The sequence below is a fragment of the Serinibacter salmoneus genome (genome assembly GCF_002563925.1).
Lineage (GTDB): Bacteria > Actinomycetota > Actinomycetes > Actinomycetales > Beutenbergiaceae > Serinibacter > Serinibacter salmoneus.
Genome location: NZ_PDJD01000001.1, coordinates 2,143,377 through 2,167,932 on the forward strand (window position 1 = coordinate 2,143,377; position 24,556 = coordinate 2,167,932).

Sequence of the window (24,556 nt, forward strand, 5' to 3'; positions counted from 1 at the left end):
CCCACGCTGTCAAAACGTCACGTCACGCTGATCAGATCGGTAGGCAGGGTGCAGCCTCCCGAAAGGACCTCATGAATTCCCCCATGCGCTCACCACGTGGGCACCACCCATCTGCCGCTCGCCGGGCACCCGCTCTGCTCGCGGCTCTCGGCACAGTGCTGGCCACGTCGCTGGCAGCCCTCCCCGCCCAGGCAATCACCTCCGTCGAGTCCGACGAGGGCATCACCTGGGAGATCCACGATGCTGCCCCGCCCTCGCTCGACACCGGCAGCATCCGTACCGCAAGCGACTCCCCCATCCAAGGTTTCGGGAACATCTTCGTCGAGGTGGAAGCCCCCGAGGGTGTCGCGGAGCCACGACTGAACGGCGAGATGGTCCGCGGCTTCGGCCTGACCTTCGACGGCGACGCCTCCTACGAGAGCACCCAGTCGGTGGACTTCGCCGGCGTCCTGGTGACGCGCGGCGTCGACGTGGAGACCTCGGGCAGTTCGATCCGGTTCCTGGACTCCCTCACCAACACCACATCCGAGCCCATCACCGTCTCGGTCTCCTTCGGTGGCTCGCTCGGCTACGGCGAGGGCGAGACCCAGGGCCTGGTCAAGTCCACCACGAGCGGCGACGCGCGCATCGGGACCGATGACAGTTGGGCGCTCGTGGCCACGCCGGATGAGGACACCCGACCCGTCGGCATCGCGTTCGGCGAGGTGGACCGGATGGGTAACCAGCAGCGTGACCCGTTCGAGACCCCGCTCGCGGTGGAGGGCGGGGAGGCCTCGTTCTACGGCTTCGTGAACGAGATCGAGATCGAACCCGGCACCACGGCGTCCTTCGCTCGGTTCGTGACACTGGGTGAGACCGGGAGCGAGCGCCTCGAGACCGCCGCGCAGAGCGTCGCCGAGCTCGCTGCCGCCCCGGACCTGGCCGGTCTGACCGTTCCCGAGGTCTGCACCATCGTGAACTGGGACATCAGCGCCCTGCCCGGCTACGACGCCGCCGTCTGCGAGGACGTGACGGCGTTGCCCACGCCCGCGGCGCCCGACGCCCCCGCGCCAGTCACCAGCGTGGCCTACGACGTGGTCGGCAAGACCATCGAGGAGCTCAAGGCGGACATGGCTGCGGGAGTGGTGACCTCGGAGGAGATCACCCAGGCCTACCTCGACCGGATCGCCGTTTACGACGGCGGCCCGCAGGGCTTCCACGCGTTCATCACCGTGGCCGACGACGCACTGGAGCAGGCCCGCGCAGCGGACGAGGCGCGCGCAGCGGGTGAGGACGGTGAACTCCTCGGGATCCCGATCGCGGTGAAGGACCTCTACGACACCTTCGACATGCCCACCACCGGAGGTTCACGTGCCCTGGAGGGCTTCCAGCCCGAGCAGGACGCCTTCCAGGTGGCGCAGCTGCGCGAGGCGGGTGCGATCATCATCGGGAAGGCCAACACCTCCGAGTTCGCTTTCTCCGGCGGGTTCAGTGAGTCCGGCTGGATGCAGACCTGGAACGCCCTGTACCCCTCGAAGACCTCGTTCGGCTCCTCCGGCGGCTCCGCCGTGAGTGTGGCGACGAGCATGGCCGCCGGGGCGATGGGAACTCAGACCGGTGTCTCGCTCTACGCCCCCACCACCGGGGCGTCCCTGACGATGTTCCGCGGTACGGACGGCATGTCCAGCGGGACCGGCGTCATCCCGCTGACCTGGTACCAGGACTACGCCGGGCCGATCGCCCGGACGGTGACGGACCTGGCGACCATGCTGAACGCCACCACGGGGACCGATCCGCTCGATCCGCTGACCGCCGAGGCCGACGAGCATCGACCCGAGGACTGGTCGGACAGCCTCGACGCCTCCGCCCTGGAGGGCATGCGCCTGGGCTACCTGCCCGACTCCTTCGACTCCAACTACGCCACCAACGGGACCGGTGAGTTCCTGGAGACCCAGCTGAGCATGTTCGAGGACGCCGGCGCCAACGTGGTGCAGATGTCGGATCCCCCGAGCAACGGGCGTTCCCCGAGCGGGTCCCGTGGCATGGAGGGATGGGCCCGCTACATCGAGCTGCACGAGAACTTCCCGTACGAGAACGGCAACGAGGTGTACGCCTCCGACGCGGTGCTCCCCTACAACCAGCGCAGCCTCGGTGACACGCCGCGGCTGACGGAGGAAGAGGTCGAGGCGTGGGTGGAGTACCGCGACGGCTACAAGGAGCTCATCGCGGAGTGGATGGATGAGTACGACGTCGATGCTGTCGTCTATCCCGGGTTCATCAGCGACATGTACAACAACGACGCCCAGACCTCGCGGCTGACCTCGGACCGCTCCACCGGCGTGCTCACCTCCAGCGTGGGACTGCCGACCGTGGTGGTGCCCGCCGGCACCAACCCGAACGGGTACAGCACCTCGCTGCAGATCGTCGGCAGGGCGTGGGACGACGCGACCGTGCTCGGCATGGGCTATGCGCTCGAGCAGGAGATCCAGGGTCAGCAGCACACGACCTTCGCTCCGGCGCTGACCTACGTGGGTGAGAGCACCTCGCCGTTCGTGGATGTGTCGGTGGAGGACATGTTCTTCACCGAGATCGCCTGGCTGGCCGAGGAGGGCATCTCCACCGGTTGGAGCACCCCGCAGGGCCAGGAGTACCGACCCCTGCAGCCCATCGCCCGTGACGCCATGGCCGCCTTCCTGTACCGGATGGCCGAGGTGGAGGACTACACACCCCCCACCACCTCACCCTTCACCGACGTGGACACGAGCGACCAGTTCTACACCGAGATCGCCTGGCTGGCCGAGCAGGGCATCTCCACCGGCTGGAGCACCCCGCAGGGCCAGGAGTACCGACCCCTGGAGCCCATCGCCCGTGACGCCATGGCCGCCTTCCTGTACCGGATGGCCGAGGTGGAGGACTACACCGCCCCCACCACCTCACCCTTCACCGACGTGGCCACGAGCAACCAGTTCTACACCGAGATCGCCTGGATGCAGACCAGCGGCATCTCCACCGGCTGGGAGGGCAACAACGGCACCAGCCTCTACCAGCCCCTGACCGACGTCGCCCGCGACGCCATGGCCGCCTTCCTCTACCGCTACGACCACCTGGAGGACTGACCCCCACCTCGACCCCCACACCAGCGCGGGCCCCGGGAGCACACGCTCCCGGGGCCCGCCCCTTGTCTACTGGCCTGCGATGCGGCCCGCGGACAGGGGTGTGCTCACTCCTCCGTGCCGGACTGCGTTGCCTCCTGCGTCGGCTCCTGGGTGGCGTCCGCCGTGGCGTCCTGGGTGGGAGCCGGGCTCTGGCTCGCGGACTCCTCCACCTGCTCCTCAACGGTCTCCTGCCCGGACGGCTCGGGGGCCGCCGTCTCCTCGGGCGTGGTTGCCTCGGTGGCCGGCTCGTCCGTGGCCACATCCGCATGCTCCATCACGGAGGGTTCCTTGGCGAGTTCATCAGCGAGCTCCGCGGGCGGATCGGCGTACCAGCCCTTGGACAGGAAGGCGTTCCACGCCCCGCACGGGCTGCCGTAGCGACCGTTGATGTAGTCCAGTCCCCAGGCGATCTGGGTGCGCGGGTTGGTGCGCCAGTCCGAGCCGTGGGAGGCCATCTTGGAGCCGGGCAACGACTGCGGGATGCCGTAGGCGCTGGAGTAGGGGTTGGCGGCGAGGTGGTTCCACCCGCTCTCGCGCTGCCACAGGTTGTCCAGGCAGGACCACTGCGAGGAGGAGTACCCGTACTCGATCATCATCGTGTAGCCGATGGCCCGGTTGCCGGTGACACCGTCCGGGACCTGGGGCTCGTCCGGGGCACGGCGCACGCCAATCGTGTCGCGACCGTCACCGTTCCAATCGCCGACGAGCGCAACGTCGTCGGCACGGCCGAAGTACTCGATGCGGGAGGCTGCGCTGGAGCGCAGCGAGTTCGAGAGGTAGAACGCGGAGCCTCGCTGCACGGAGAGGGTGTCGGCGCCGTCGCCGTTCCAGTCACCGACGTGCACCGTATCCGCGGTGAGTCCGTAATCGAACACCGTGTCGGCAAGGCCGGGGCGGATGGCGTTCACCACGAAGTAAGTGCGCTGGCGCCGCACGGCAATGGTGTCGCGGCCGTCTCCGTCCCAGTCACCCGTGAGCACGTCGTCCGATGAGCGGCCGTAGTTCACCACCTTCTCGGCGGCCCCTCCGCGCAATGCGTTTGAGATGTAGTAGGTCTGCCCTCTGCGTACCGCCAGGGTGTCGCGACCGTCACCGTTCCAGTCGCCGACCAGCACCTCGTCCGAGGCTAGTCCGTAGTTGAACACGACGGAGGCCTGACCGCCGGTACGGCTGTTGGTGACGTAATAGGTGCGTCCCCGACGCACCATGAGGGTGTCGTCACCGTCGCCGTCCCAGTCGCCGTGGTACACCTTGTCGCCGTCGTCTCCGTACTCGAAGACGAGGTCTGCGCCGCCGTCCCAACCGTAGTCCAGGTGGTATGAGCTGCCCTCGCCTCCTACTTCGTCGCCTCCGGCCATCGCCGGCAGAGCGGTGCCACCGATTGCCAGGATCGTTGCGGCAGCAGACGCTGCCAGCACTCTCATCGTTCGTGTCGTCATGGGGACCTCTCACAGGGGGACGGACCCAGACACGGTAACGATTCGATATCAGTGTGGCCAGTCGAGTGTGGCGCGCCTCACGGCGAGCGGGTCGGTCAGCGCCGAGGCACGCCGACCGACCCGCCGGATTTCAGTCTCCGATGCGGTGCCAATTCCCACAGCCGTCAGAGATGAAGCCGACGTCAGAACTCCGGATAGACACCGTGCTGGTGAATCCCCAGCCGATCGTACTCGCGGACTCACCATCGAAACTGCTGACGCGCTCCCACGAGCAGTACTCACCCGGATCAGCAACATGGTAGGTGCCAGGCCGGAAGTCTCGGTTGACAACATAGCTGCCATTCCCAATTCGCTCTGCCGGATGAGCAGGGAACGTCGAGGACAACGACGTCCACGTTCCACAATCATCGACGTAGAGAGCGAAGTCGGAACTCTTCACCTCCACGATAGGCCGAGGACTCCCCCACTCGTTAGCCAGCAACTCGTCCCATTCTCCCGAGACTCCACCAAGCCGCTCCCAGTAGCAGCCATATTCAGCGCCCTGGGACCGGTAGACGCCCGCCGGAATGTCCGCTCCCACGAGGTGTGTACCGTCCCCGAACTTGATCGGCGCGGCAGGCGGGCGTCGCACGCCAAGTGTGGAGGAGCCGTCTCCGTTCCAATCACCCACAATCGTGGTGTCCGCGTCGCGTCCGTAGGTGACCACCCTGTCTGCCGAGCCGCCGCTCAACGAGTTGGCCAGATAGTAGGTCCGGCCGCGCCGCACACCGAACGTGTCACGCGAGTCACGGTTCCAGTCACCCACGTACACCCGGTCGGTAGTGCGGCCGTAGTTGAAGACCCGGTCAGCGGCCCCCGCAGTGAGCGTGTTCTTGACGTGGTAGGTCTGGCCTCGGCGCACTGCGAGAGTGTCGTCGCCATCCCCGTCCCAGTCTCCCACCAGGACCACATCGGAACTGCGCCCATAGGGCACCACCGCGTCAGCACCGCCACCATTGAGGGAGTTCTTGATGTGGTAGTCCCGGCCCCTACGCACCGCGAGCGTGTCGCGGCCGTCGCCGTCCCAGTCCCCCACGTACACAACGTCGCTAGCTCGCCCGTAATTCACCACGACATCGGCTGCACCCGCACCCAGGCCATTGCTGAAGTAGTACGTCTGGCCGCGCCGGACGGCGAGCGTGTCACGTCCGTCGCCGTCCCAATCCCCGACATACACCTGGTCGGAGACACGTCCGTAGTTGAAGGCGTGATTCGCCTCCCCGCCCCACTGATCGTTCAGGAAGTACTGTTGGCCCGATCCACCAACTTCGCCGCCCGCGGCGATCGAGGACGGCGCCACCAGCGCAGACGCGCCCACCGCCAAACCCATCGCCACCGCAAGCCTTCTCCACATAACACGCATGCTGACCCCACGTCTCTCACGTTGTTTCCCGACGCGAGAAACCTACCGGAGGGGTCCGACTTTCGTCACCAGAAACGCGGCTCCCGACCGGTCCGTCAGCGCTCGAGCAGACCCAGGAGATAGGCCCCGTACCCGGACTTGCGCAGCGCCTCGCCGCGCTCACGCAGTTGGTCATCAGTGAGGAACCCCCGGCGCCAGGCGACCTCCTCGGGCGCCCCGATCTTCAGTTCCTGCCGCTTCTCGATGGTGCGCACGTAGGTGCCCGCATCGAGCAGGGAGTCGAACGTGCCGGTGTCCAGCCACGCCGTGCCTCGTGGCAGGACCTCCACGTGCAACTGTCCGCGCTCCAGGTACCTCCGGTTCACATCCGTGATCTCGTACTCCCCGCGCGCCGACGGTTGCAGGTCCCGAGCGATCTCGACGACGTCGTTGTCGTAGAAGTACAGGCCAGGGATCGCATACGGCGACCGGGGCTTAGCAGGCTTCTCCTCGAGGGAGAGCGCCTTGCCCGTCTCATCGAACTCGACCACGCCGTAGGCACTGGCATCCGCCACCTTGTAAGCGAACACTGCCGCGCCGTGCATTCCATGGAAGCGGCTGAGCTGACTTCCCAGACCCGGGCCGTAGAAGATGTTGTCCCCCAGCACGAGCGCGACGTCGTCCTGGCCGATGAAGTCGGCGCCGATGACGAACGCCTGGGCCAGCCCATCGGGGCTGGGCTGCACGGCGTAGGAGATGGAGATACCGAACTGCGACCCGTCGCCCAGAAGTCGTTCGAACTGCTCGGCGTCGTGCGGGGTGGTGATGATGAGGACATCGCGGATGCCCGCGAGGATCAGCGTGGAGAGCGGGTAGTAGATCATGGGCTTGTCGTACACGGGCACCAACTGCTTGCTCACGCCCATGGTGATCGGGTGGAGCCGGGTCCCGGACCCGCCGGCAAGGATGATTCCTCTCATGGCCACATCTTTCCACGTGGCGGGGGCTGCGGCAGGGTGAGCGCTACGCGCGCATCCGCTCCACGATCGCGTGAGCATCGCCGTCGGCCACCACGTGCCCGCGCTCCAGGAGCACGCCACGCTCACACAGGTCCGCCACCATGTTCAGGTCGTGGCTGACGATCACAAGGGTCTTGCCCTCCTCGCGCAACCGACGGATCCGCTCCAGGCACTTGTGCTGGAACGGCTCGTCCCCCACGGCCAGGATCTCGTCCACGAGGAAGACGTCCGGATCGGTGTGCACGGCCACGCTGAACGCGAGCCGCAGGAACATCCCGGAGGAGTAGAACTTCACCTCGGTGTCGATGAACGTCTCGATCTCGGAGAAGGCCACGATCTCATCGAAGCGCTCCTCGATCTGCTCCCGGCTCATCCCGAGGATCGCACCGTTGAGGTAGACGTTCTCCCGACCCGTCAGGTCAGGGTGGAAACCGGCACCGACCTCGATGAGCCCGGCGATGCGACCGCGGACGGCGATCTGCCCGGCATCGGGGGTGAGCACACCGGAGATGCACTTCAGGAGGGTCGACTTACCGGACCCGTTGAATCCCAACAGCGCGAGCGTCTCCCCCTCCGTGACCGTGAGGCTCACGTCCGTCAGGGCGGTGAACTCGTCGACCTCCGGCTGCGCCCGTCGCACCGCGCGCGCGGCCATCTCCTTGAGCGAGTGCACATGCTTGAGTCGGAACCGCTTGGTCAGGTCCTGGACGATGATGGCCTCGGACACCTCAGAGCTCCTGGGCGAAGTTGCGGGACAGGCGGGTGAACAGGCGGTCACCGAGGACCAGGACGATCGCGCAGACCACGAGAGCGATCACGCCGCGATCCATCACATTGGTCATCAGGGCATCGGCCCGGTCCGCCGGGTTGGCGGCGGGATACCAGAACGCGCGGTGGAACAACTCCACGGCGATCGTGAGGGGATTGGCCTGGTAGAGGGCGAGCATGATGCTGCCCTCACCGAAGGTTTGCCGGACCATGTCCAGGGAGTACAGCACCGGGGAGAACCAGATCGCGACCATGAGGATCAGATCCACGATGTTCTCGATGTCGCGGTAGGCGACGTTCACTGCGCCGAAGGCCAGCCCCAGGCCGAGCGCGAGAGTCAGAACGATCAGGATCGCCAGGACGGCCGCCACGATGCCCATCACGTCCGGGCGCCAACCCACGATGAGCGACCCGACCAGGAGCACCAGCAACTGCGGCACGAAGTGCACGAGCGCCACCCAGACCATCGAGACCGGGAACAACTGGCGCGGCAGGAAGATCTTGTTCACCAGCGCGCCGTTCTGCACCACCGAGCGGGTGGCGTTGCCGAGAACCTCGGAGAAGAGGTTGATCAGCACGATCCCGCTGAACAGGTACACCGCGAACGGCGGGAGGGCGCGGTCCATCTGCAGGAACTGGCCCATGACGAAGTAGAAGACGACGAACTGGACGCCGGGCTTGACGTAGCTCCAGGCCAGGCCGAGGAAGGAGGCCTGGTACCGGACGCGCAACTCCTTGCGGACCAGGAGTTCGAGGAGGTAACGCTGCCCGGTGATGCTGACCAGGCCGCGGGCGATTCCCGGCCGGTGCATACCGGGCGGGATCGCCGGGAGCTGCCGCTCAGTCACGCTCGTCCACGGCGTTGGCCTCGAACGTCCGCCGCCATGCCTCCACCGAGGTGAGCTCCGCCTGCGCCTGCTGATAGTCCGCGGAGAGCCGCGACCAGCGGGCAAGAAGTTGGCGGTGCAACCGCACGCTGCGCATCAGGTAGCTGCGGAAGAGCTCGGGGTCACGGATGTACATCGAGGCGCCGGCGCCGTCGGCGGAGGTGACGATGGCGGAGTCGAGGTGCGACAGGCGCCACCACTTCGCCGCCATGGTCGCCACGCGTTCCTCGGGGACGGCCTTGGCCCGTTCGCGCACCGGGCGCACCTGACGCAGCGCGCCGGCGATCGCGGACAGGCCGAACGCGATCGGGTTCGAGGGCCGCTCGGGGTCCTTGCCCTTGCGAGGCGGTCGGTTGCGCCGGGGCTCCGGGAAGTCCGAGGGTTCCTTGCTGACCTTGGCATCGGTGTGGTGGGCGCGCATGGAGCGCACGGTGGCCAGGCCCGACCCGAGGTCGTCGTGCAGGTGACCGGCACCCGAGAGGATGTCCTCCAGGGCCTTCAAGCGCAGTTCCACCGCGGAGTACTGCAGGCTGAGCAGGTGCTTCACATCGGCCGCGAAGCTCTCCTGCGGCAGGGAACCGCCATTGCGGTAGGGGGAGTGCAGCAGGGCCGCCACCCACCGGTTGCGCTGGTGGTAGTACGCCTGCCAGTCCACGGCGTCGTCCTTGTCGGTCCACGGCACGTGCCAGACCGCGGCCCCCGGGAAGGAGACCACGGGGAAGCCGTGCTCCTTGGCACGAAGCCCGTACTCGGCGTCGTCCCACTTGATGAACAGGGGCAGGGAAAGGCCGATCTCCTGCAACGCCTGCACGGGGATGAGGCACATCCACCACCCGTTGTAGTCCACGTCGATGCGTTGGTGCAGCCAGGGCGTCGCGCGCAGGGTTCCGGCGGAGAAGTCGTGCGAGGGCTTCACCTGCGGAGCGGAGCCCCAGAAGAAGCGGTACTGGTTGACTCGCTCTCCGAAGCTGTGCAGGACCTGCTTGGCGTACATCGAGAACATGTGGCCACCCACGATGGTGGGTGTGCGGCAGAAGTTCGCGAACTCGACCGACCGGCGGATCCCCTCCGGTTCGGAGACCACGTCGTCGTCCAGCAGGAGCACGTACTGCGAGTCACCGGCGGCGATGGTCTCGGCCATCCCGCGGGAGAAGCCACCGGAGCCGCCGAGGTTCCCCTGCCGGATGACGCGGAGGCGATCACCGAGACCGGCGGACGCGGTGGCGTACCCGGGATCGTTCGTCACCAACTGGTTGCCCTGGTCGACCACGTAGACGCGGTCGATGACGTCCCGCAGACCCTCGTCCTCCCCCAGCTTCTGCAGCTGGGCGACGCAGTAGTCGGGACGGTTGAAGGTCGTGATCCCGATCGAGGCGGTGCCGTGTGCGCGTGCGTGCGTGCTCGGCACGCTCCACTGCGCCCACGCCATCCTGGTGTCCCCGTCGGTGGCATGCAGGTCGAACCAGTACCACCCCCCGTCACCGAAACTCGTCAGCGGCAGGTCGAAGGTGAGCACCCCGGACTCGCCACGGACGAAGTCCACGCGCTGCGACTCACCACGAGCGTTGGACTTGTACACCGCGACCCGTGCCGGCGCATCGAGTTCGACCTGGAGCCGCACGGACGTCACATCGGTCCACCGGCGCCAGTAACTCGCCGGGAAGGCATTGAAGTAGGTCGCGAAGGAGACCCGCTCGCCCTCGCCGAGCTCCAGCGCACGCCGGTCCTCGAACGTCATCGAGGCATCGCTTGCGGCCAAGACGTGCGTACCGTGCTCCCCGCCCCCTCCCGGGGGCACAACCGCAGGGCCTCGACTGAGATCGACGTAGAGCGATTGAAGGTCCGGATCGTTGTCAACAGGGAAGACCACCCTGTGCACGGTGGTGTAGGCGGCCTCGTCCGCGGACTCGCTGCCGTCGACGACGTGGCTCGCGGCGATGGTGCTCATCAGTTCCCCCTCGCGCCCAGCATGGGCAGCAGCTTGTTGTCGACGGCGGACAGGGCCGAGCCGATGGCCATGTGCATGTCGAGGTACTGGTAGGTGCCGAGGCGGCCACCGAAGTGCACATGCGGCTCCCCCTCGGTGAGTTCGCGGTACTTCAACAGGCCGGCGCGGTCGGCGGCGGTGTTGACCGGGTAGTACGGCTCGTCCTCACGTCGCGCGAACCGGGAGTACTCCCGCATGATCACGGTGGCGTCACTCGGGTAGTCCCGCTCCGGGTGGAAGTGGCGGAACTCGTGGATCCGGGTGAACGGCACGTCCTCGTCCGGGTAGTTCATCACGCTCGTGCCCTGGAAGTCGGCGACATCCAGGACCTCCTGCTCGAAGTCCAGCGTGCGCCAGGACAGCTCGCCCTCGGCGTAGTCGAAGTAGCGGTCCACCGGCCCGGTGTAGACGACGGGCACCTGACCCACCACGGCGCCCTTGTTGATCGGCTGCGTGGCGTCGAAGAAGTCGGTGTCCAACCGGACCTCGATGTTGGGGTGGTCGGCCATCCGCTCCAACCAGGCCGTGTACCCGTCCACCGGCAGGCCCTCGTGGGTGTCGTTGAAGTAGCGGTTGTCGTAGGTGTAGCGCACCGGGAGCCGGGAGATGATCGACGCGGACAGTTCACGCGGATCGGTCTGCCACTGCTTGGCGGTGTAGTGCCGGATGAACGCCTCGTACAGGGGGCGCCCGATCAGCGAGACCCCCTTCTCGTCCAGGTTCTCCGGCTCCTTACCCCCGAGCTCGGCAGCCTGCTCCTTGATCAGGTCACGCGCGGCCTGCGGCCCCAGCGCGCTGCGGAAGAACTGGTTGATCGTGCCGAGGTTGATCGGCATCGGGTACACCTCGCCCTTATGGGTGGTGTAGACCCGGTGCACGTAGTTCGTGAACGCCGTGAACCGGTTCACGTACTCCCACACCCGCTCGTTGGAGGTGTGGAACAGATGCGCACCGTACTGGTGGACCTCGATCCCCGTGCGGGGCTCCGCCGCGGAGTAGGCGTTCCCACCGATGTGACTGCGCCGGTCGATGACCAGCACCTTCGCACCCGTCTCGTTCGCCAGTCGCTCCGCCACCGTGAGTCCGTAGAACCCCGAACCCACCACCACCAGATCAGTCATTCGTCTCTCCTTGGCTCGGCTCTGCGACGCCCAGTCCACCAATCCACGGCCGTCGACACAGTCCGCCAGCGTACCCGAGCCGCATCCCCGAGCATGCCCCTCACCCGGCGGGTCGCCGGTACAGTGAACCCCGCTCGGCGCAGCGCCAGGCGCAACGAACAACACGGAGGTGAGTGTGCCCAAGCGCACCCTACAGATCCTCGGACTGGGCACCTACAACGCGGCCAAGCATCCTCGCGTGCGAATCCTGCTCGACGGGCTGGCTGAGGCCGGCCATCGAGTGCAAGAAGTCAACGCTCCTCTGGACCTTCCGACCGCAGCGCGGGTCGAGGCACTGCGGAGGCCTTGGCGTCTGCCACAACTCGGACTGAACGTGCTTCGGTTGTGGGTGCACATTGCCCGAGGCGCCTGGCGGGCCCGCCGATCACAACGGCCGGACGTCGTCGTCGTCGGGTACCTGGGCCATTTCGATGTTGTTCTGGCACGGCTCCTCTTCCCCCGCACCACCATTGTGCTCGATCACCTCATATTCGCTGCGGACACAGCGCGAGACCGGGGCACCTCGAGCAGGGTGGCTCTTCGACTCCTAAGTCTCCTGGACGCTGTGGCGATGCGCTGCGCATCGGTGATCGTGCTCGATACCGAGGAGCATCGCACCATGGTGCCCTCCTCCCTGCGCTCACGGACCGTGGTCGTGCCCGTCGGGGCGCCGCAGGAGTGGTTCTCCGCGGCGCACGGCGCAACCGAGGCAGGCCTCGAGAATCTGACCGTAGTCTTCTACGGGCTCTTCACGCCGCTACAAGGCGCACCCGTCATCGGCGAAGCCATCCGCATCCTGCACCGCACTGGATGCCGTGCGCGATTCACACTCGTGGGCACCGGGCAGGACGCCTCGGAGGTCAAGCGGCAGGTCGCCGGAATCGACACCGTGACATGGCACGACTGGCTCGAAGAGTCAGCATTGCGGGACTTGGTCGTCGCGAGCGATGTCGCGCTTGGCATCTTCGGCACCGGCGAGAAGGCGCAACGTGTAGTCCCGAACAAGGTGTATCAGGGCGCGGCCGCGGGGTGCGCGATCGTGACATCCGACACACCGCCACAGCGGCGCGCACTCAAGGCCGCCGCCATCTTCGTCGCACCGGGTGACGCGGCCTCGCTGGCGTCAGAGTTGCACCGCCTCAATCAGGACGCCTCGGCGCTGCGCACGCTCCGGGTCGCTGCATCCACACGCGCCATGGAGGCCTTCCAACCCGCGATGGTCGTGCAACCCCTCCTCGCTCGGCTACTCCCACGCCCAACCGAGGGCTGATCGCCATGCGTACGACACTTCGTCGCGCCATGGCGGCCGCCACACGCGCCGCGCGCTCCCGCGGAGTGCGTGCCAGCTTCCTGGCTCTTGCGCTGGCAACCGCTGTCTGGGCGATCGCTGCCCAATGGGATGGCGTGATCGCAGGTCTGCGCGAGGTGACTCCCGCAGTGTTGGCACTGGCCTTCACCCTCGGCGTCGCCTACGTCTGGGTCACCATGGCTGCATGGCGAGTGGTGCTCCTCGCACTCGGAGCACCGGTGCCGAATACCGTCACCCGCACCATATTCTTCGTCTCCCAGGTCGCGAAGTACCTGCCCGGCGGCGTCTGGAACATCGTTGCGGCCGCGGAGATGGGCGCCGACCACGAGATCAGCCGACGCCGATCAGTCTCTGCCATGGCCATCTCGCTCCTCCTCACAGTGATCACGGGCCTGATGCTCGCGTGTGCTGTCGTGCTCTGGGGACCGTCCGAGTTACGTGAGCGCTACGGCTGGATCGTCGTGTTGCTCCCCCTGCTACTCCTCACCCTCAGCCCCTGGGCCCTCAACCGCGTCCTCGCAGTCGTTGGTCAGGGAAGCGAAGGCCCGGCAATGCGCGTGCGCCTGGGAACGGTCATCACCGCTGGACTGTTGACAATTCTCTCGTGGACGTTGGCCGGCTCCCAGTTGTACCTCTTGGCAACCTCAATGGGTCTGCAGGCGGACGCCCCGAACTACCTCCTCTGCCTCGGCGGTTACGCCCTGGCGTGGGTCGTCGGGTTCTTGTTCATCGTCGCGCCCGCCGGTGTCGGTGTGCGCGAGGCTGCCCTCGGTCTCGTCCTCGCGGGTGCACTGCCCGAGGGGGCAATCGTCGCCGTCGTTCTCCTGAGTCGCGTCCTACTCACGCTTGCGGATCTCGGACTCGGCGGGTGGGCGGGGCTGGCAGCGCGGCGCCGCGCCAGGCGTAGCGCGCGCGGCCGAGCATGACGACGGCGATGCCTCACGCCAGCCACAGCGAGCCCAGCCCCCTGCACTCCCCCACGTAGGATCGCGCCATGACCGCCGTGGATTCCCTCCCCCCCAGTCGCGCCGGCACGCGGCGAACGAGCCCGCCGCGCGACCCAGATCTAGCCTCCTTGGCGACTCACGAAACTCGCACCCAAGGTCGCACGCCTTGGACCGGCCTGGCTGTGATCGCGGGCCTTGCCGCCCTCGCGGTTCAGATCGCGCTCGTATGGAACGGTCGCCACCCGACCTTCCCGTACGACGAGGTCAGCATGCTCCAAATGGCTCGGTTCATGGCCGGGGAAGACGTCCCTGAACTACGGGGTGGGGGTTACTTCCCAGGGTGGTCCGTCGCCATGATCCCGCTGGCATGGATCACATCCGACCCCGCCATGTTCTACCAGTTCTCACTCGTCCTCGGCGTGATTCTGGCCATGGCCACCGCATGGCCATTGGCGCAGTTGGTGCGTCGTACCGGCGCGAGTGCCGCCCAATCAACATTCGCTGCGTTTGTCGTCCTCACGCTCCCCGCTCACGCCGTGCAAGCGGCCTTCACGCTCTCCGAACAGTTGCTCCTGTTCGTCCTCTCCTGCCTCGCCGTCGCTGTCTGGCGTCTCGCGGAGCGCGGAGATCTTCTGAGTGCAGCAATCGTCGGCCTCCTCGCCGCGGCGACCTACTTCACTCATCTGCGCGCCCTGGTCATCGTGATCGCCACAGCAGTGTGGCTCCTGCTGTTCATCCGGCAACGCTGGCGCGCGGCACTCGTGGGCCTGGCCTTCCTCGTCTTGGGCTATCTTGCATCCGACTGGGCCGGGAACGCCGTGAACAGCGCGCTACGGGGTGGCGCTGCGACCCAGAGCGAGGGATTCCTGGAGAACCTGGAGTCGACCGGCCCATTCCTCGTTGCCAAGATCGCGGCAGCTCAGACATGGACCCAGGTGATCTCGTCACTCGGGTTGATCACGATCGCCGCAGTCGCCGTCGTGCTCGCTTGCTGGAACGCCTTGAGAGTCCTGCGGCCGGCCCCCGTCATCTGGCTCTTCGGTGTGTCCGCCGCGACTGTCGGTGTGTCCGTCATCGCGTGGTCGTCCGACTACAACCTGTTCTACAACCCGTGGCGCCGTCTCGATGCATGGATCTACGGTCGCTACATCGACCCTATTGCGGCAGTTCTGGTCGCGCTAGCGATCGGCCTGATCCTGGTTCGGGTAAGGCGGTCGATCATGGTGTGGGCGCTCGGGCTGCAGGTGGCAGTCATCGCGGCGGTTCTTCTGGAGGTCGCACCTATCGCAGCGACCTGGGGATACGTGACGCCCGCGCACATCCCGGGGATCCTGCCGTTCCACGGACTCCTGCCTGATGAGCCGTTCCCGGAAGGGACCTTTCTGTATCCGTCGTTCACGAACGAGAACCGCTTCTGGCTCTGGTCTTCGCTTGCCAGTCTCGTGATCCCCGTCCTCCTCGTCTTCGTGCGACGACTCAGCGACATCTGGATGATGCTGGCGCTTGTCGGGGCAGCAACTGGTTCGCTAGCAGCACGGCCGTTCGTCGACTCCTACCGCGCGGCAGAAGGCGCGACGCCGCCCGGCGTGGCAACAATCGCACCTCTTCTCCAGGCGAACCCAGACACCGTGGTTGCCCACGATCTTGCGTGCGATCGAGACCCGAGCCAGAACGCTGCGGCGGAGAACTACTTCGGGTGGTGGGTATCGCCGACCGCACCCGAGATCGTCGACAGCCGGAATAAGCCGCTACCGCCTGGAACAGAACTTGTCGTGGCCTGTCCTGGGTGGTCGCAGGCGGAACGCTTCAACGCGGTCGAGGTACCAGAGAGCGAAACACTCGGGACCTCCCTGTGGCTACTTCCTGGCGACCTCTTGGATCGCGTGACAGCCGACGCGGACCTCGGGTAGAACCAGGCCGCATTAGAGGCGCGCTCACGGATGAGGCGGCCGCACCCCGTCGTACTCGAGTCGCTTGAGGTGCTCCAGTGCCTGCTCCTGCAGCACGCGGGCACTCTTCATGAGGTCCGACAGTACGCCGAGCGCAACCGACAGCAAGGCTCCAACCATGAGCAGCACGCCCAGTATCAGGGACTGGAAATGATCTCCCGCCTCCCCGAGAGCTGTGAGCACGGCATAGCGGACAAACGGAATGAGGCCCGCCAGCCCCAGGACAAGGGCAAACGAGCCGAATAGAGTCCAGGGCTTGAAGAGGAAGTACGAACGCAGGATGGCGCCGCCTGACTTCAACATATGCTCGAAGATGTTGGAGAAGAGGCGAGATTCCCGCGTCTTGGGGTTAGTTTCGACAGGGACGGACACGATCGCCAGGCGCTTGTTCCCTGCCTGGATGATAGTCTCCATGCAATAGGAGAACTGCGTCACCACATTGAGTTCGTACAACGAACGACGGGAATAGGCGCGAAAGCCCGAGGCGGCGTCCGGGAGTCGAGTTCCGGCCGCCTTGTTCACCACCCACGAGCCAAAGCGCTGCATCAGCTTCTTGAAAGGGGAGAAGTGCGCGATCTTGTGTGTCTGGCGATCACCAATGACGATGTCAGCCTCACCCGCGACGACGGGTGCCACCAGGTCGCCGATCCGCTCCTGCGGGTACTGATTGTCCCCATCGGTATTCACCACGATGTCCGCACCGTTGGCAAGAGCCCAGTCGATACCGTCTCGGAAGGACTTCGCGAGGCCCATCGGGCGCGTGTGACGTACCACGTGTGCGCCGTGTGCCCGTGCAATCTCCCCCGTGCGGTCCGTCGATCCGTCGTCAATGACGAGCAGTTGGATCTCGTCGACCCCCGGCAGACTGCGTGGGACTCCCCCCAGCACGGTGGCCAACGTGGCCTCTTCGTTCAGACACGGAACCTGCACCACAAGCTTCACGAGCGTCAGGCTATCCCACCGCGGTGGGACCTCATCGCCGGGCACACACGGCTACGCCGCGGGCGGGGTCGACTCCGCCCAACCGAGCTGCGTCAGGGCATCGGCGAGCCGCGCATCCAACGCGGGTTGCATCGTCACCATGAAGGTATCGGTGAGGTGGTGCCCGTCCCGGTAGACCAATCGGTTGCCCACAACCGGTCGACACATATCGTCCGGGCAGATCACGTCGTTCAGATCGATATAGGAGAGTCGGTCCATGGGGAACGCATCGGTCGGATCATCGCGCGAGATCACCTCATACAGTGGCACCGCGCACTCGCCGCCCTGCGCTAGGCAGTCAGGCATGGTCGGGTCAACCACCCATGGGTTGTCTCGGATCGCTACCACATCGGAGTGCGTTGTGAGACGTTCGAAGACATCCAGGTAGGTCTGGGGGACCGCGTCGCCCTGCTCAGTACGTCTGGTCGAGAGCGCCACCACCAAGTCGGGAGCTTCGTCCTCGAGGGTGGAGAGCACCGTCTCGAGCCACTCCTGACACGACTCGGACTCGCCGTCCGCCGGCATCGTCAGTGGACAGCCTGGTTTCAGCATCGTCGTCAGCCGCCAACCACGATCTGATGCGATCGCTGCAAGCGGCGAGAACCACTGCTCCGAGTGCGATCCCCCGACCAAGACCACAGTGATGTCGCTATCCAGGTCACCGTAGTCGCATCGCACCAGCGTGCTGTCCGTGAAATTGCCGGTGCAGGAATCTCCCACGACCGACGGCCAGTCCTGCTCCGCGGCCTCCAGACCCGGGATCGGCTCGACCTCGGGGAACACACCGAACGCCTCCGGATTCCACACCGCGAGGGCGCCGGGGTACACCTCGAGGTCCGCCCCTTCCATCGTTGCGGCGGCGATCTCCCGTGCGCGGTCGACGTGCTCGAACCACACCATCGGCGCAGCGACCAGGGCTACACCGGCTACCACGGTCCACCCGGACGCAAGCGTGCGGCTGAGGGAACCCGCTGTGCCGTGGTGCACTGGCTCCTCGATGAGGTGGTAGGTGAGAACCGCGAGGGTGGCAGAACTCAGCAGGATCATTGCGCCCTCAGCGATCGTGACGTTGCGCTCGAGTACCACCACGGCGAACACCAGGATCGGCCAATGCCACAGGTAGAAGGAGTACGCGTACCGGCCTGCGGTGGCCATCGGCCGCCACGCGAGAACGCGGGAGGCTCCCGTGGTCCGCGCAGCACCCGCGATGACCACCAAAGCGGCACCACCGAGAGGCACGAGCGTGGCAGGTCCGGGGAAACTCGCACCGCCGTCGATGATCAGGCCCGTGGACACGATCGCTCCAAGGCCGATCCAGCCTGCTATCCACCACGACCGTGCACGCGGCCGCCAGACCTCGAGCAAGACGGCCAGCAGCAATCCGAGCAGGAACTCCCATGCCCGCGCACCCGTGTGCAGGTAGGCGAGCGGCTGATCCACACGGACCAGCACCATCGCGTATACGAAGGAGACCACGGTCGAGACGATCAACAACCAGAGGTACGAGAGCCGACGTGCCCGCCGCCCCGCCCCGCGCATGACCAGGCCGACGATCACCATGAGAGTCGGCACCGCAACGAACAACTGTCCTTGCACCGACAGGGACCAAAAGTGCTGCCAGGGGCTCTGATCAGCGCCGACCGCACCGTACTGCGAACCCGCGATGACGAGGCGCCAGTTCTCTGCGTAGAGGAGCGAGGCCAGGGTCTGCCCCGCCGCGTCCGCCCATCGCGTGACTGGAAGAAGAACGACTGTGGCGATCGCCGTCGCTACCAGCACGGTCGCTGCTGCCGGGACCAATCGCCGTACATGGCGGAGCAGGTACTTCCGCATCCCGATCGGCCGGTCAGTACTCACCCGACGCCAGAGCGACCCTCCAACGAAGAACCCGGACAGCATCAGGAAGACGTCGACGCCGCCTGACACCCTCCCGGCCCAGACGTGGTAGACCCCGACGAGCAGGATGGCAACGACGCGCAATCCCTGCAGGTCCTCTCGCCAGACACGCTGGCCTGATGCTGCGAACGACGGCTCGTGGCGAAGCCTCTCCTGCGTCAAACCTCCTGCCACGGCCCACCCTCGATCGTCGGGGCCCCTGCCAGCGGTGGCATCGGCTCCCAGGCCCGGTCCCGCCAGATCCGCCGGCCATCCCGCCACCCCGTCACCAGCACGCGGGTGCCCCGCAGGGTCCGCTCCACCAGCAGCAGCCGCACGATCTCCTTGGCGAAGGTCAGGGCCGTCCCGATCGCGAACCCGACCCGGTGCAACTGACCGTGGACGTCGAAGTAGCGCCCCACGTAGGCACGGTTGCGCATCATGTGGTACCGCGTGAGATCGCTTGCGTCGTTGAGGTGGCGGATCCCCAGGTTGACCTGACGTTGCACCCGCTTGCGGTGCAACACGAAGATGTCCACGTAGACGACCGTGGTGACCTGGGCCGCCAGCCAGGCATAGATCGCATCATCCCAGGAGATGAAGAACCGGGAGTCCGGCAGCCCGATCCGGCGGACCACGCCCGCGTGGATCAGCATGCCCTCGAAGGTGCCGGAGTTGGTCACGGCGTACCCATCGCTGGAGAAACTCCCCACGGTGTAGGGCAACGGCACCCCGAGGAACTGGTTGAACTTCGCCTGCCAGTAGAACGGGGTGCCGTCCACGTCGTAGCGGCGGCCGTGGATGCAGCCGAATCGCTCCATCCACGGCGCGAAGAGGTCGAGGGCCTCGGGGATGATCTCGACGTCGTCGTCCATGAACCACAGCCAGTCGGCGCCCAGGTCGAGCGCGACCCGGGCTCCCTCGTGGAAGCCCCCGGCGCCCCCGGTGTTCCGCTCCAGGCGGTGGTTGACCAAGGTGCCCTCGGGGAAAGCCGCGGCAGCCGCCGTCAGCACGTCCTGGGTGGCAGGTTCGCTGGCGTTGTCGACGACGACCACCCACCTGGGTGCCCGTGTCATCCGCGCTGCGCTCACCAGGAGCTCACGCAGCAACTCCGGCCGGTTGAACGTCACGATGACGACGGCGAGGTTCTCGCGCTCGCTGGTCACCGCGCCACCATACGCCAGCGAACGGGTCCTGGTATTCACACGAAGCCTTCACACCACCCATACCCCCCGAGGGGCGGCGCGAGGGCGTGAGACCGTACGATCGTGCGGATGCCATCAAGCCCCCGTCCGACGAGGCATGCCCGTCGACTCATCGACCGCCGCTGGCTGCGTGCCCTCGCCACGGCCCTCGTGGCCGTGCTCGCCTTCTCCGGTACCGCCGTGGCCGCGATGTACTACACCCTGACGCACAACATCTCCTCCAATTACGCGCTGGAGGACTTCCGCCCCACGCCCGAGGTCGAGGAGGCCGTCGCGACCGAGGGCGAGAATCCCACCGACCCGATGGCGGGACAGGACTGGAACATCCTGCTCATCGGCTCCGACTCCCGTGACGGGGAGAACGGCGACGTCAGCGGTGACGGGGACCTGTTCGAGGGCGCCCGCGCCGATACGACGATCCTGCTCCACCTCCCGGCCGACCGCTCCCGGGCCGAGGCCGTGTCCATCCCCCGCGACCTGCTCACCGCCGTTCCCTCGTGCGTGACGGACTCGGACGGGTCCACGAGTTGGGCGCAGGACAGCGCCATGTTCAACTCCGCCTTCGCCACCGGCGGCATCAACGGCGATGTCGGACTCGGCGCGATCTGCACGGCCCTCACGGTCGAGGAGATGAGCGGTCTGACGATCGACGACTACGCCGTGGTCGACTTCGCCGGGTTCGAGCGCATGGTCGACACGATCGGCGGGGTGCCCATGTGCTTCCCCGAGGCCCTGCACGACGACCTCGCCGGCCTCGACATCGCGGCCGGGGAGCAGACGCTGGACGGCGTCCAGGCGCTCGCCCTCGCGCGCGCCCGCAAGAGCCTGGGAGACGGCAGCGACATCCAGCGCATCGACCGTCAGCAGGAGTTGCTCGCCGCGATGGTGCGCCAGGTGCTCTCACTCAACCTGGTCACCGACTCCTACGCGCTCATCCAGTTCCTCGATGCCGTCACCTCCTCCTTGACCACCAGCCAGGGCCTTGGCAACCCGATCTCACTGGCGGGCCTGGCGCTCGAACTGGCACCGATCGGCGCCGAGGGCGTGGCCTTCGTCACGCTGCCCTTCGACCCGGCGGGCGCACGCGTGGTGGCCAATGCCCAGAGCGAGGAGTTGTGGGAGCGGCTGCGCAACGACGAGCCCCTGAACTCTGCGAGCGCCCAGCCCGAGGAGACCACGAGCAGCGACAGCACGCCGTCGTCCTCCCCGAGTGCGGCGCCGCAGGAGGACACCAGCGAGGACAGCGAGCCCAGCGAGGACGGCGAGAGCACGCCCGATGAGGTCAGCGATCCCTGGGAGGTCCTCTCCGGCGACGAGGGTGCGACCTGCTGACCCGCGGGATGCGCGAGCGGACGAGCACGGTGTGCCAGGAGGGGGAGGATCGATGAGCGGCAACGACCCGTACGACGGCGAGGCCCCGCCGTCCTTCCAGCCCGGCACCGGCCGGCGGCTGCCTCCCTCCGACCCGGTGCGACCGCCCCGCCGAACCAGCGCCAGGCCCGCCGCTGGGCCCGAGGCCACGCCCGTGCCGCAGGACGGCCGCCTCGACCCGACCCGCGCGATGCCCGTCACCCCAGCCCGAGTCCCCGTGACGGGGACCTCCGGCGCGGCGGCCTCCGGCCGGTCGGTGCACCCCGGCTCGCAACCGCCGCGCCCGGCAGGACCGCCGGGTTCGACTCGACCGCCGCGCCGCCCCTCCCGCGCGACCTACCGGCGCCGCCGCCTGACCGTGCTCGCGCTGGTCCTGGTGCTCCTGCTCGCCTGGCCGGTCGGCCTGGTGCTGTGGGCCAACGGCCGCATCCAGCACGTAGAGGCCCTCACCGGTGCCCTGGACACCACCGGGACCACGTACCTCATCGCCGGCTCGGACTCCAGAGCCGACGGTGCCGTGGACGACCCCACCGAGGGCGCCCGCACCGACACGATCATGCTGCTCACCAAGCCCGCCGACGGCGTGGCCTCCCTGGTCTCGATCCCACGCGACAGCGTGGTGGAGGTCCCCGGTCACGGGCTGGCCAAGATCAACGCCGCCTACGCCTACGGCGGCCCCACCTCCCTGGTGGCCACGGTGGAGGGTCTCACCGGGATCGGGATCGACCACTACGTGGAGATCGGCATGGGGGGCGTGGAGGAGATCGTCGATGCGGTCGGGGGGATCGAGCTGTGCTGGGACGCGGACGTGAGCGATCGCGACTCGGGCATGGAGTGGGTTGCCGGCTGCCACGAGGTCGACGGCACCCAGGCGCTCGCCTTCGCCCGGATGCGCAAGTCCGACCCCACGGGCGACATCGGGCGGGGCCTGCGCCAGCAACAGGTCGTCCAGGCTGTCGTCAGCGCCCTGCAGAGTCCCTCGCTGCTGCTGCCCACACGGCAGGTCTCCCTGATCCGCGCCGGCACCGATGCCCTGGTGACCGACCCCGGCACCGGCATCCTCTCGCTCGGCCAGATGGCACTCGCCTTCCGCGCCGCCACCGGTGAGGGCGGCTTCCGCGGGACCCCGTACATCGCCGATGCCGACTACCGCGGGGCCGGGCTGGGCAGTTCGGTGCTGCTCGACGAGGCACGCAACGCGCAGTTCTGGCGCGATGTGGTGGACGGGACGCTGCCGACGGCAGCGGAGTCCCAGACCACCCGGTAATCCGCGACTCCCGTGTGGTCGGCCAGCGGGAGGGACCTTAGACTCGCCACCGTGAGCGTTCGCATCGAGGACTTCGAGACCCACTCCACGGCCATCCACGGCTTGACCGTGCTGCGGATGAAGCACATCCATGACGAACGGGGCACCATCCGGGAGTTCTTCCGGGCCAGCGCGATGCGGGAGGCCGGCCTGAGCGACGGCCCGTGGCAACAGCTCAACCTGACCGAGACCGGGCACGGCGCCGTGCGCGGACTGCACGGTGAGGCGATGACGAAACTCGTCTCGGTGGTCTCCGGGGAGGTCTTCGGCGTCTATGTGGACACCCGGCCCGCCTCCCCCACCCTCGGGGCGGTGGTCACGGTGCCCATCACGGTCGGCACCCAGGTCCTGGTGCCCAGCGGCGTCTGCAACGGCTTCCAGTCCGTGAGCCCGGGGACGAGCCAGTACCTGTACTGCTTCGACCAGGAGTGGCGCCCCGGTATGCCCGGGACGGCGCTGACGCCGCTGGACCCCGCGCTGGGGATCGACTGGCCGATCCCGCTGGACCCCGAGGACCGCGCGCAGGTCTCCGCGAAGGACGCGGCCGCACCGCGGCTGGCGGACTATCTCGCGGGCCTCGAGCGGGCGTAGTCGCGCAGGCTGCGCTAGGGAACCGAGGCGCGCACCACGCGCCCCGCACCCCGCACCTGCGCGTGATGCCCGTCCGGCACGAACACGGCCTCGCCCGTGCGCAAGGACTCACTCTCCCGCTCGGTCACGACGGTGGCCGACCCCTCGACGCACAGCACGATCCGCGGGCCGTAGCCGCGGATCTCCACCGGCCTGGCGCCGAGATCGATGACGGCGAGCTCGAAGTCCTCCACGGGGGCGTAGTACACCCGGGTCCCGGAGGCGACGTGCTCCGGCGCCACCCGGATGGGCGGCGCCGGGTTGACGTCCACCACGTCCACCAACGCGCGCGCGTCCACGTGCTTGCGTGTCATCCCCGCCCGGATCACGTTGTCCGAGGCCGCCATGATCTCCACCCCGAGACCCGACAGGTAGGCGTGCACCGCCCCGGCCGGCACGAACATCGCCTCGCCCGGGTTGAGGGTGACCGGGTTGAGCAGCAGCGCAGCCAGGATGCCGCGATCCCCCGGGTGAGCCCGCGCCACGTCGAGGACCAGTGCGTCGGTCTGCTCCGAGGGCGTGCTGCCGTCCTCCAACCGGCGGCGCACCTGGTCCACCACATCGGGCACCTCCTCGTCGCGGTCGCGCGCGCCGAGCAGGATGTACTCGAAGGCCGAGCGCACCCCCTGGGCCGAGCTGCCGTGCCGCAGCCTGTCGGTGGCGCCCCGCATGATGTGACCATCGAGCCCGTGCAGGATCTCCAGTGCGCGGCGGCGGGCGCGGAACCCGCTCAACGCCGTGAAGGTGGTCAGGGCGTAGACCATCTCGGGCTTGTGGTTGGCGTCCTTGTAGGTGCGGTCCCAGGCGTCGAGGGGAACGCCTGCGCGTTGCTCAGTGACCCAGCCGAGCGCCGCCTGCTGCGCCGAGGGATGGACCTGCAGGGAGAGCGGTTCGTCCGGCGCGATGATCTTCAGCAGGTAGGGCAGTTCATGCCCGAACCTGTCCACCACGTCCTGACCCATCACCCCGACCGGGTCGGTCGCGACCAGGTCGCGCAGCGTGCCACCGCCGTGCACCGTGGTGTCACCGCCGGGGTGCGCCCCGTACCACGCCTCGGCGACCGGTCGATCGTCGCTCTCCCAGCCCGCGAACTCCGGGATGGCGGTGGGGGATCCCCACGCGTAGCGCTGAACGGCCGGGGAGATGCGGTGCACGGGGCCTCCTGAGACGGGCGACGGTGAACGAGGACGAGCCTATAGGCTCGGGAT

General features: G+C 67.4%; 18 protein-coding genes. 7 read left to right on the forward strand and 11 right to left on the reverse strand.

Going from position 1 to position 24,556, the window contains the following annotated elements; genetic code table 11:
• Nucleotides 1-83 precede the first annotated feature (83 nt).
• Complete coding sequence (locus tag ATL40_RS09615; RefSeq protein ID WP_098469353.1) at nt 84-3,095, forward strand: amidase family protein; 3,012 nt, start codon at nt 84-86, stop codon at nt 3,093-3,095.
• A gap of 104 nt (nt 3,096-3,199) precedes the next feature.
• Here the strand turns inward: ATL40_RS09615 and ATL40_RS15205 are convergent, their stop codons facing one another.
• The 7 genes from ATL40_RS15205 to glf form a co-directional block, all read right to left on the reverse strand.
• Nucleotides 3,200-4,573: an aggregation-promoting factor C-terminal-like domain-containing protein gene (locus tag ATL40_RS15205; RefSeq protein ID WP_211283095.1), complete on the reverse strand. Its 1,374-nt coding sequence runs from the start codon at nt 4,571-4,573 to the stop codon at nt 3,200-3,202.
• Nucleotides 4,574-4,703: 130 nt separating this feature from the next.
• A complete protein-coding gene (locus tag ATL40_RS09625; RefSeq protein WP_483880243.1) occupies nt 4,704-5,942 on the reverse strand; it encodes an Rv1352/Rv1906c domain-containing protein in 1,239 nt (412 codons plus the stop codon).
• A gap of 128 nt (nt 5,943-6,070) precedes the next feature.
• A complete protein-coding gene (gene rfbA, locus ATL40_RS09630; protein WP_098470405.1) occupies nt 6,071-6,934 on the reverse strand; it encodes a glucose-1-phosphate thymidylyltransferase RfbA in 864 nt (287 codons plus the stop codon).
• 43 nt (nt 6,935-6,977) lie between these two features.
• Nucleotides 6,978-7,700: an ABC transporter ATP-binding protein gene (locus ATL40_RS09635; protein WP_245866945.1), complete on the reverse strand. Its 723-nt coding sequence runs from the start codon at nt 7,698-7,700 to the stop codon at nt 6,978-6,980.
• Between the two features lies 1 nt (nt 7,701).
• On the reverse strand, nt 7,702-8,589 hold the full coding sequence (locus ATL40_RS09640; protein ID WP_245866948.1) for an ABC transporter permease: 888 nt from the start codon (nt 8,587-8,589) through the stop codon (nt 7,702-7,704).
• Nucleotides 8,582-10,576: a glycosyltransferase gene (locus ATL40_RS09645; RefSeq protein ID WP_098469356.1), complete on the reverse strand. Its 1,995-nt coding sequence runs from the start codon at nt 10,574-10,576 to the stop codon at nt 8,582-8,584. The genes ATL40_RS09640 and ATL40_RS09645 overlap by 8 nt, the downstream gene beginning before the upstream one ends.
• The gene (gene glf / locus ATL40_RS09650; RefSeq protein WP_098469357.1) at nt 10,576-11,736 is read right to left on the reverse strand and encodes a UDP-galactopyranose mutase; all 1,161 of its coding nucleotides are present in this window, start codon (nt 11,734-11,736) and stop codon (nt 10,576-10,578) included. Before glf ends, ATL40_RS09645 begins: the two co-directional genes overlap by 1 nt.
• A 169-nt stretch (nt 11,737-11,905) precedes the next feature.
• Here glf and ATL40_RS09655 point away from each other — a divergent pair, with 169 nt between their 5' ends.
• The 3 genes from ATL40_RS09655 to ATL40_RS09665 all read left to right on the forward strand — a co-directional run bounded on the left by ATL40_RS09655 (nt 11,906) and on the right by ATL40_RS09665 (nt 15,941).
• The gene (locus ATL40_RS09655) at nt 11,906-13,045 is read left to right on the forward strand and encodes a glycosyltransferase family 4 protein (RefSeq protein ID WP_245866950.1); all 1,140 of its coding nucleotides are present in this window, start codon (nt 11,906-11,908) and stop codon (nt 13,043-13,045) included.
• A gap of 29 nt (nt 13,046-13,074) precedes the next feature.
• Nucleotides 13,075-14,010, forward strand: a complete 936-nt coding sequence (locus ATL40_RS09660; RefSeq protein WP_169925931.1) for a lysylphosphatidylglycerol synthase domain-containing protein — start codon at nt 13,075-13,077, stop codon at nt 14,008-14,010.
• A gap of 68 nt (nt 14,011-14,078) precedes the next feature.
• Nucleotides 14,079-15,941 (forward strand): ArnT family glycosyltransferase, encoded by a 1,863-nt coding sequence (locus ATL40_RS09665; RefSeq protein ID WP_143556931.1) that lies wholly within the window; start codon nt 14,079-14,081, stop codon nt 15,939-15,941.
• A gap of 24 nt (nt 15,942-15,965) precedes the next feature.
• Here the strand turns inward: ATL40_RS09665 and ATL40_RS09670 are convergent, their stop codons facing one another.
• The 3 genes from ATL40_RS09670 to ATL40_RS09680 are packed head-to-tail and all read right to left on the reverse strand — an operon-like array spanning nt 15,966 to nt 20,002.
• A complete protein-coding gene (locus ATL40_RS09670; RefSeq protein WP_098469360.1) occupies nt 15,966-16,922 on the reverse strand; it encodes a glycosyltransferase family 2 protein in 957 nt (318 codons plus the stop codon).
• Nucleotides 16,923-16,973: 51 nt separating this feature from the next.
• Complete coding sequence (locus ATL40_RS09675) at nt 16,974-19,031, reverse strand: acyltransferase family protein (protein WP_169925932.1); 2,058 nt, start codon at nt 19,029-19,031, stop codon at nt 16,974-16,976.
• Entirely contained in the window at nt 19,016-20,002 is a 987-nt protein-coding gene (locus ATL40_RS09680) for a glycosyltransferase (protein WP_098469362.1), read from the reverse strand. Before ATL40_RS09680 ends, ATL40_RS09675 begins: the two co-directional genes overlap by 16 nt.
• Nucleotides 20,003-20,110: 108 nt before the next feature.
• Here ATL40_RS09680 and ATL40_RS09685 point away from each other — a divergent pair, with 108 nt between their 5' ends.
• From ATL40_RS09685 to ATL40_RS09695, 3 genes are read left to right on the forward strand one after another with little or no spacing between them, the layout of a single operon-like run.
• Nucleotides 20,111-21,373, forward strand: coding sequence for an LCP family protein (locus tag ATL40_RS09685; protein WP_143556932.1), 1,263 nt, complete (start codon nt 20,111-20,113; stop codon nt 21,371-21,373).
• 52 nt (nt 21,374-21,425) lie between these two features.
• On the forward strand, nt 21,426-22,679 hold the full coding sequence (locus ATL40_RS09690; RefSeq protein ID WP_245866955.1) for an LCP family protein: 1,254 nt from the start codon (nt 21,426-21,428) through the stop codon (nt 22,677-22,679).
• Between the two features lie 51 nt (nt 22,680-22,730).
• The gene (locus ATL40_RS09695) at nt 22,731-23,309 is read left to right on the forward strand and encodes a dTDP-4-dehydrorhamnose 3,5-epimerase family protein (RefSeq protein ID WP_098469364.1); all 579 of its coding nucleotides are present in this window, start codon (nt 22,731-22,733) and stop codon (nt 23,307-23,309) included.
• A 14-nt stretch (nt 23,310-23,323) separates the two neighbouring features.
• On the opposite strand, the gene manA is transcribed toward ATL40_RS09695, so the two are convergent.
• On the reverse strand, nt 23,324-24,502 hold the full coding sequence (manA, locus tag ATL40_RS09700) for a mannose-6-phosphate isomerase, class I (protein ID WP_098469365.1): 1,179 nt from the start codon (nt 24,500-24,502) through the stop codon (nt 23,324-23,326).
• Nucleotides 24,503-24,556: the final 54 nt, after the last annotated feature.

Bases quoted from the DNA above. Each gene is read 5' to 3' on its own strand.
- ATL40_RS09665 (WP_143556931.1), top strand. From the start codon at position 14,079: ATGACCGCCGTGGATTCCCTCCCCCCCAGTCGCGCCGGCACGCGGCGA.
- ATL40_RS15205 (WP_211283095.1), bottom strand. From the start codon at position 4,573: ATGACGACACGAACGATGAGAGTGCTGGCAGCGTCTGCTGCCGCAACG.
- rfbA (WP_098470405.1), bottom strand. From the start codon at position 6,934: ATGAGAGGAATCATCCTTGCCGGCGGGTCCGGGACCCGGCTCCACCCG.
- ATL40_RS09625 (WP_483880243.1), bottom strand. From the start codon at position 5,942: ATGGGTTTGGCGGTGGGCGCGTCTGCGCTGGTGGCGCCGTCCTCGATC.
- ATL40_RS09645 (WP_098469356.1), bottom strand. From the start codon at position 10,576: ATGAGCACCATCGCCGCGAGCCACGTCGTCGACGGCAGCGAGTCCGCG.
- ATL40_RS09690 (WP_245866955.1), top strand. From the start codon at position 21,426: ATGAGCGGCAACGACCCGTACGACGGCGAGGCCCCGCCGTCCTTCCAG.
- ATL40_RS09685 (WP_143556932.1), top strand. From the start codon at position 20,111: ATGCCATCAAGCCCCCGTCCGACGAGGCATGCCCGTCGACTCATCGAC.
- ATL40_RS09660 (WP_169925931.1), top strand. From the start codon at position 13,075: ATGGCGGCCGCCACACGCGCCGCGCGCTCCCGCGGAGTGCGTGCCAGC.
- ATL40_RS09615 (WP_098469353.1), top strand. From the start codon at position 84: ATGCGCTCACCACGTGGGCACCACCCATCTGCCGCTCGCCGGGCACCC.
- glf (WP_098469357.1), bottom strand. From the start codon at position 11,736: ATGACTGATCTGGTGGTGGTGGGTTCGGGGTTCTACGGACTCACGGTG.